Below are 6,417 nucleotides of genomic sequence, written 5' to 3' on the forward strand. Positions count from 1 at the left end.
TCAGGAAAAGCGCAGTTTCTGTTTTAAACGCCATTCTCTTTGCTATGCCAGCAGAATCAGTCGGCCACCATCCCCAGCGCACGTTTACCGTAATCATTCAAATCCGCCACGGTAAAGCGATTCTGCCAGTCGGTTTCATAATCTTCACGCGGGAAATCCCCCGGCGATGCTCCTTTCTCCAGAGCCGCTTTAACCTTGCGGGCGTAGGCCAGATTTTTCTCGCACATAGGGGCCGCGGGAATATACATCACGTTTCCCCAACCCTGCTGGTCATTAACCGGGGCCACGGAGTGAATCACATCGCAGTGCCACCAGACGGAATCGCCGGCTTCCAGCGCCGGAATAGAGGTCAGCGCCTCTGTCAATAATGGATGCCACTGCTCAGAGATGGGCAGAACGCGACCCGGCGCCACACCGCACAGCTCATCTTCCGGCACATCATCAAGCAGCGGGCGCAGCAGAATGTACGCCATCGCTTCGGGAATCGGTACTACGTGCAGCAGCCCTTGTCCTGGGATCATGTCGGAAAGTGCTGTCCAGCCCTGGAAGGTCCGGAACACTGAACATTTTGTGGTGTTATCCACCGTGTACTCTTCCACTTCGGTGCGGTGCGCGGCGTCCCACGGATCGTACTCATCCAGCTTACCGTTAAAGACATTGGCAAACACCCGTTGATAAGCGGGTAACAGCCAGCGCTCCAGTGCGCCGGAATCGGTATGCGCGCCGAGTCCTTTTGAGGTCGTTCCCGGTGGGCGTCGACGAATACGGTCAGGGTAAATAACACTGACGTCCGGATCGAACCACCGGGTGCCTTCGCTTTCAAAACGCCACAGACGATTGAGGAACGATTGTACGGTCGCCATTTCATTACTCTGGCGCGCCTGCATTTGCGCCTGCGACCAGTAAATCGGGTAGATTTCAGGACGCGATGCCTCCAGCGTGCCAAAGAAGCTGTCGCCGGGCCCTTTGTAGACATCATCGAAATGGTTTTTTTCGAGATAGGCCATCATGTCCTGATCCCAGCCCAGTGCCTTTTCGCGGGGGAAATGGCCTTTAATCACAGCGCATCCCCGACGCCTGATGGCGTCCCGTTGCGCCTGCGAAATGTTGCCGCATGCCAGATCAGCATAGGGGATCTCAGGCCAGATAGCCTCGCCGTTGGCCTTCAGCCTCTTAATTTCAGTCACCCGCTCCTGAATGCGCTTGTGCAGGGCATCGAAAACCGCCTGTACGTCACCCATCTGCTGGCGAAGCGCGTGTTTCATCTGGCGGATCGCCTCTTTAGGGTCGGCGGGCAACGTTTCACTGGTGTATGTCATGATGACCTCTCAATCTTTCATTCGAAAGTTATAAAGATTACATATGACAATTTAAGTTAAAATTAAGTTAATGCAAGTTTAAAAACTTGATGCCTGACACAAAGTGAAAAGAAGGGCGAAACGAGAGGGGTGAGAAAACGGGCCGGCGCTGACGCACCGGCACCAGGACTAATTAAAGGGCGCAGCGCCTTCAAGCACGGACTGGATCACATTCAGCGCGCCCTGATGGTTGTTGTCATCCGTCTGGTGACGGGCAATTGCTTTAATGGCATCGCTGGCATTCGCCATCGCAAAGGAGAAATCGGTCATCCGCAGCATCTCCGCGTCGTTACCGCTGTCGCCAATGGTGACGCACTCTTTGGGTGTGAGGTGCCAGCGTTTGAGCAACCGCGTAATGCCGTTGGCTTTGTGCAACCCGGGAATAATCAAATCCACAAAACCAAAGCCACTGGTGACGGGCTTCATGATGCCGTCCAGTGAGACGTGAAGTCTGTCCATAAGCTGTGGGATGTCGCTGTCCGGTAAATTGAGGGAGAATTTGAACAGCGTGTCATCAATCTGGTGATAATCACTGACGCGTTGCAGGCGATGATAGTGTTTTGACATCAGGTCAACGAACGCTTGCGGGGCGTTTTCACTGACGTAAGCGCTGTTAAGGCCACAGGCCACAAAATTGAGCCCTTTATCCTTCAGCAATTCGCCAATCACTACCTGGGCTTCATGGCGGGTCAATTCGCCGTGAAACAGCTGTTGCCCATTCGCATAGACCAGCGCTCCGTTCTCTGCAACGAACGAGATCTGGTCTTTAAGCTCGGGGAAGAACGAAATCAACTGGTAATACTGGTTGCCGCTGGCGACGACAAATTCGATGTCGCGTTCTTTCAGCCGGGCAAACTGGGACATAAAACGATCGCGGTCGTACTGCTTGGCGTCGTCCAGAAAGGTTCCGTCCATATCAGTGACGATAACTTTCACGGTCATACATAAGCTCCTGGAATATGTTTTTCCAGTAACATTGTAATAACAGTGTGACCTGCAGCACAAATCTATTTCATTCGAAAGTAAAAATAGGGTGAAAGCAAAAGGCAATCGTAGTGGCTTTGTGGATGTCCGCCCCTCGTCCGGCGGGAGGAATGGCGAGAAGGCAGCGGAGCCTGCATCTCCCTCTCACCCTAACCCTCTCCCTCAAGGGAGAGGGGACCAGACCGGGCCGCCTTTCTGCCTCTCACTTTGGGGAAGGGCCGGGCGAGGGCAGCGGAGCCTGGTTCTCCCGCTCACCCCAATCTGCTCCCTCAAGGGAGAGGGGACCAGACCGGGCCGCCTTTCTCCCTCTCCCACGGGGAGAGGGCAAGGGTGAGGGCATCAGAGCGCAGAGACGGTCTGCATCACAACGTGTGCTCGGTACGGGCAATAATATCGTCCTGCGCATCCGGTGAGAGTGCCGTAAAGAACGCGGAATAGCCCGCTACCCGCACGACCAGATCACGATACCGATCCGGGTGTTTTTTCGCCTCAACCAGCGTCTCACGTGAAACAATGTTGTACTGAATATGCCAGCCCTTGTGATCTTCAAAGAATGTACGCAGTAGCATCATCAGCTTCTGACGATCGCCTGCATTATCCAGCGTCGACGGGTTCAGTTTCTGGTTCAGCAATACCCCGCCGAGAATCGATCCGGTAGGCAGCTTACCGACTGAGCCAATAACCGCCGTTGGGCCCAGATGATCGGTGCCGGATGCCGGACTTGCCCCTTCTGCCAGCGGCGTATGGGCTTTACGTCCATCTGGCGTGGCCATGGTAGCGGCCCCGAAGGGCACGTTGGCCGAAATCGAAGAGGTTCCTGCGTAATAGGCGCCACCAATCGGACCACGGCCAAAACGCGGGTTGCGATAATGTTTGAGTTCATCGATATAGGTCTGATAGGCGCGGGCCAGCAGGGTATCAACGCTGTCATCATCATTACCGTACTTCGGCGCGCCGTTGATTAAGCGCTGGCGTAGCTGTTCATGGGTCAGTCCATCAAAGTCTGCCGCCAGCGCCTCTGCCAGTTGTTGCTGACCAATGACGCCCTGATCGAATACCAGTTTTTTTACCGCGGCCAGTCCGTTGCCGAGGTTTGCAATTCCCACCTGCAGGCCGGAAACCCAGTCGTATTTTGCGCCCCCTTGCTTGATGCTTTTCGCCCGCTCAATACAGTCGTCCACCAGTGCCGAACACAGAATGTCATGTACGTTCTCTTCAAGCATGGTGTCGACCACATACTCAATCTCAATAGATTTGCGGGTGTAATAACGTATCTGGTTGTCCCAGTCAGCCAGCATGTCGTCAAATCCGGGGAAGTTGCCTTTCGACAGCGCATGCTCCTGGGGCAGGAATACATTGCCGCTGGTGGCGTCGCGGCCCCCTTCCATTGCCGCCAGCATCACGCGGGCGAAGTTGATAAAGCTCATGCCGGTGCAGCGATAGCCCCATTTACCGCCGACAGCAGTTTCAATGCAACCAATGGCCGCGTAGTCATAGGCGTCCTGTGGCTCCACCCCAAGCTTAATAAATTCAGGGATGACGATTTCGTCGTTATTAAAAGCAGGCATACCAAAGCCGCAGCGGATGACCTGCACGCAGGTATCCAGAAAGTCGTTACTCATGCCCGCGTGATAGCGCACGCTCAGGTTCGGCTGAGTGGAACGCAGGCGACCACAGGATTCGAGGATCGCATAAGAGAGCGGATTGACCGCATCCGTCGCCTTGCCATTGACCAGACTCTGCCCGCCAATAGTAACGTTCTGGTACAGCGGGCTCCCCGCTGAGGCTTTGGAGTGCGAGCCGGAGCGAATTTTGTTCACCTCCAGTAGCTTCAGCCAGCAGCCGTGCAACAGCTCAATGGCCTGTTCGCGTTCAAGCGACTGGTTCAGTTCAACGTCACGGCGGTAGAAGGGGTACAGGTACTGGTCCATGCGCCCGAACGAGACTGAGTGACCGTTGGACTCGATTTGCAAAATCAGCTGGATAAAATAGCAGAGCTGCAGCGCCTGCCAGAAGGTTACCGGGGGTTGATGGGCAATCACGTCGCAGTTTTCTGCGATGGTCAGCAGTTCATTACGACGCTGTTCACGGCTTTCCGTTGAGGCCATTTCGCGTGCCAGTGCGGCAAACCGTCCGATATGCAGACTGACGGCTTCCAGCACAATATCCATCGCTTTCAGAAACTGCTCGCCGTGAAGATCTTCCAGTATGGTCAGGTTAATACGTGAACGGCGTTCAGCCACACGGGCACGCAGGCCGTCCAGCCCCTGCTCCAGCACCAGCGGAAAGTTTACCGCCAGGTGCGCATCGCCGGAGGTCATGTTGCCTTCGGCTTTAATGATGCCCGTCTCCAGCAGCGCTTTTTGTTCATCGGTAAACATACCGTAGCAGCGATCCTGCACCGTCTGCCCGCGCCACCACGGACAAACTTCATGCAGCACGCGTTTATTCTTCTCGCTCACCGCAAAACCTGCGCCTGGTCTGTCCGCAAGGTCATCAATCTCTTTTTCAATCCAGGAGACCGTGTATTCCGGGAAGATGGGGGCGGCGCGCACTTCGCTTGCCTGATTGCCGATAATCAACTCGTCGTGTTTGATCCAGAGATTCCGTAACGCCAGGTGATGCGCCAGTGCCAGCGCCCGCCGTACCGGGATCGGCTTATCCATGTGGGCACGGTACATCTCAGTGTAATGTTGCGCACGCTCGGTACAGACAGGGGGTTTAACGATATGTACCAGCGCATCTTTATGCGCCCTTATGCGTTCGGTCAGGGTAGTGAGCTGCAGGGTGGTCATGGCGTTATCCTCGTAAGGTGACGGTGAGTCCTTTCTGGCGGGCGTAGTCCTGGGCAAAAGCCAGTAACGCGGGCGCATCAAGCGGCTTATCCGGTGCGGTGTAAGGTTGATTGAGCAGAGTGTATTTGTTCATGCCCAGTGTGTGATAAGGCAAAAAATGGATCTCACGAACCTGGAGTTCGTCTGCGGCGAAACGGGTAATGGCGGTGATGGACTGCTCGTCAGCGTTAAAACCAGGAATCAGCGGTACGCGAACGATCATCTCTTTACCGGCCTGGGCCAGCCGTTTGAGATTATCCAGCACGCGTCTGGCGCTACCGTCGGTCCACTGTCTGAACACCGCGCTATCGACATGCTTAAGGTCGGCCAGAAACAGACTGACATAGGGCAGTGACGGCGCAATGTAGTGCCAGGGCACGTGCAGACAGCTTTCTACCGCAGTATGAATGCCCTCCTCATGGCTGCGCTTTAAGAGTGCCTGAGCCAGCGTGGGATGCATAAAGGGTTCGCCGCCGGAGAGCGTAATGCCGCCGCCGCTGCGGGCGTAAAAAGCCCTGTCGCGTAGTACGGTCGCCATGATCTGGTCAACGGACTGGTTTTCGCCGCAGACGGTCAGCGCCTCGGTGGGGCAACAGAGGGTCAGGGCGTCCAGGTCGGCTTCATGGAGCGCGTCCCGCTCGATCACCAGTCCGTTAAGCGTGCGCGTAATAGCCGTGGGCACCGCCTGCTGGCAAAGGTGACATCCCTCCAGACACAAGCGTGCGTCAAACAGCACCTCGCGCCCCCGCGCCCGGCTTTCAGGATTCTGACACCAGCGGCAGCCCAGCGAGCAGCCCTTCAGGAAGACCACGGTACGAATACCCGGGCCATCATGGGTGGAATAGCGCTGAATATTGAAAATCATGGAGTATCCTCATATTGCGTATGAAGATTAAATTACTTTCGAATGAAAGTTAATTTGATAAGGATCAACGCCCTGTCAGGTAATGTCAGGCCAGTGCTAAAGCATGGAGGAGGTCACATTTTGAATGGAGTAGTGCGGGGGAAATGTGCGCGCTGATGCCCTCACCCCGGCCCTCTCCCACGGGGAGAGGGAGAAAGGCAGCCCGGTGACGTTCCTTCCTCCTCAAAGGAGAGAGAGGATGGCGGCTCGATTTAGTCCCCTCGCCCCTTTGGGGAGAGGGCCAGGGTGAGGGGAAACATGCGGCTCTTATGGTCATTCCGTTCACCTCATGTTCCTTGCTGTTCTGTCACGCCAGAACCCGTGAACGTGCCAGGGT

Annotated in this window: 4 protein-coding genes; all 4 read right to left on the reverse strand. The window is 55.6% G+C overall.

Annotated elements, in window-relative coordinates; all coding sequences use genetic code 11:
• Nucleotides 1-56 precede the first annotated feature (56 nt).
• Nucleotides 57-1,319, reverse strand: a complete 1,263-nt coding sequence (locus KXR87_RS04295; protein WP_437431020.1) for a DUF1479 domain-containing protein — start codon at nt 1,317-1,319, stop codon at nt 57-59.
• A gap of 168 nt (nt 1,320-1,487) precedes the next feature.
• Nucleotides 1,488-2,300 (reverse strand): Cof-type HAD-IIB family hydrolase, encoded by an 813-nt coding sequence (locus tag KXR87_RS04300; RefSeq protein WP_437431021.1) that lies wholly within the window; start codon nt 2,298-2,300, stop codon nt 1,488-1,490.
• A gap of 404 nt (nt 2,301-2,704) precedes the next feature.
• A complete protein-coding gene (locus tag KXR87_RS04305) occupies nt 2,705-5,137 on the reverse strand; it encodes a formate C-acetyltransferase/glycerol dehydratase family glycyl radical enzyme (protein ID WP_437431022.1) in 2,433 nt (810 codons plus the stop codon).
• Between the two features lie 4 nt (nt 5,138-5,141).
• Nucleotides 5,142-6,041 carry a glycyl-radical enzyme activating protein gene (locus KXR87_RS04310; protein ID WP_437431023.1) on the reverse strand — a complete coding sequence of 300 codons (900 nt, stop codon included), beginning with the start codon at nt 6,039-6,041 and terminating at the stop codon, nt 5,142-5,144.
• Nucleotides 6,042-6,417 lie beyond the last annotated feature (376 nt).

It is taken from the genome of Yokenella regensburgei (assembly GCF_051486985.1).
In the GTDB taxonomy this organism is placed as follows: Bacteria; Pseudomonadota; Gammaproteobacteria; order Enterobacterales; family Enterobacteriaceae; genus CBFFRJ01.